General features: G+C 50.7%; 1 rRNA gene. It reads left to right on the top strand.

The window, feature by feature from the left end:
- A 23S ribosomal RNA gene (locus V6C27_14735) occupies nt 1–1,661 on the top strand; the annotation flags it as partial.

The following is a 1,661-nucleotide window of genomic DNA, read 5'->3' as shown; positions in this document are numbered from 1 at the left end:
CCCCGGGAGGGGAGTGAAAGAGAACCTGAAACCATGTGCCTACAAGCAGTCGAAGCACGTTAAAAGTGTGACGGCGTACTTTTTGTAGAACGGACCGGCGAGTTACATTAACAAGCGAGGTTAAGACTGTAAGGTCGGAGCCGCAGCGAAAGCAAGTCTGAACAGGGCGCATAGTTTGTTGAAGTAGACCCGAAACCGGGTGATCTACCCATGGTCAGAGTGAAGCTGAAGTAAAATTCAGTGGAGGCTCGAACCGACCGTCATTGAAACGGCGGCGGATGAACTGTGGGTAGGGGTGAAATGCCAATCGAACCCGGAGATAGCTGGTTCTCCCCGAAATAGCTTTAGGGCTAGCCTCGGGAATGAGTACTGGAGGTAGAGCACTGAATGGGCTAGGGGCCTTCACCGGTTACCGAACCCAATCAAACTCCGAATGCCAGATACTTAAATTCCGGGAGTCAGACTATGGGTGACAAGGTTCATAGTCGAGAGGGAAACAACCCAGACCAACAGCTAAGGTCCCCAAGTATAACTAAGTGGCAAAGGATGTGGGGTTGCAAAGACAACCAGGATGTTGGCTTAGAAGCAGCCACCATTCAAAGAGTGCGTAATAGCTCACTGGTCAAGTGACCCTGCGCCGAAAATGTAACGGGGCTAAGTTATACACCGAAGCTTTGGTTGGGATGGAATTACTAGTATATCCAATTGGCACAAGTGGTCCATTTAATTTGCAAAATCATCCCTAAACAAAAGCATTCATTCAACAAAAGATTTTGCAATAAATGTTTCCCAGGGGCTAAGTTATGAGAGACACAAGGGTGTAGTAGTAATTCCATCCCAAGGTAGGGGAGCGTTCCTACAGCGTTGAAGCAGTACCGTAAGGAGCTGTGGAGTGGTAGGAAGTGAGAATGCCGGTATGAGTATGCGATAAGGCAGGTGAGAATCCTGCCCGCCGAAAACCCAAGGTTTTCTGGGGAAGGCTCGTCCGCCCAGAGTAAGCCGGGACCTAAGCCGAGGCCGAAAGGCGTAGGCGATGGACAATCGGTAGAAATTCCGATGCCACCAACAACCGATTGAAGGATGGGGTGACGCAGGAGGGTAGGCTAAGCGCACGGCTGGAAAAGTGCGTCCAAACCCGTAGGGCGTTGTGCAGGCAAAACCGCGCAACAAAAAGCCTGAGAGGTGATGGGGAGTGAAAACAAGTAACGAAGTAGCTGATCCCAAACTGCCAAGAAAAGCCTCTAACGAGGAAGTTGGTGCCCGTACCGTAAACCGACACAGGTAGGTAGGGTGAGAAACCCAAGGCGCGCGAGAGAACCCTCGTTAAGGAACTCGGCAAAATGACCCCGTAACTTCGGGATAAGGGGTGCCTCGTTAGTGTGAAGACTATACAGTTGGAGCATGAAGAGGTCGCAGAGAAAAGGCCCAAGCGACTGTTTACCAAAAACACAGGTTCCTGCTAAAGTGCAAGCTGAAGTATAGGAGCTGACGCCTGCCCGGTGCTGGAAGGTTAAGAGGAGAGGTTATCCTTTATGGAGAAGCTTTGAATTGAAGCCCCAGTAAACGGCGGCCGTAACTATAACGGTCCTAAGGTAGCGAAATTCCTTGTCGGGTAAGTTCCGACCCGCACGAAAGGCGTAACGATTTGGGCACTGTCTCAA

It is taken from the genome of Peptococcaceae bacterium 1198_IL3148, from assembly GCA_036763105.1.
Classification (GTDB): domain Bacteria; phylum Bacillota; class Desulfotomaculia; order Desulfotomaculales; family Desulfohalotomaculaceae; genus JBAIYS01.
This window is presented reverse-complemented; position numbering and strand designations above follow the sequence as displayed.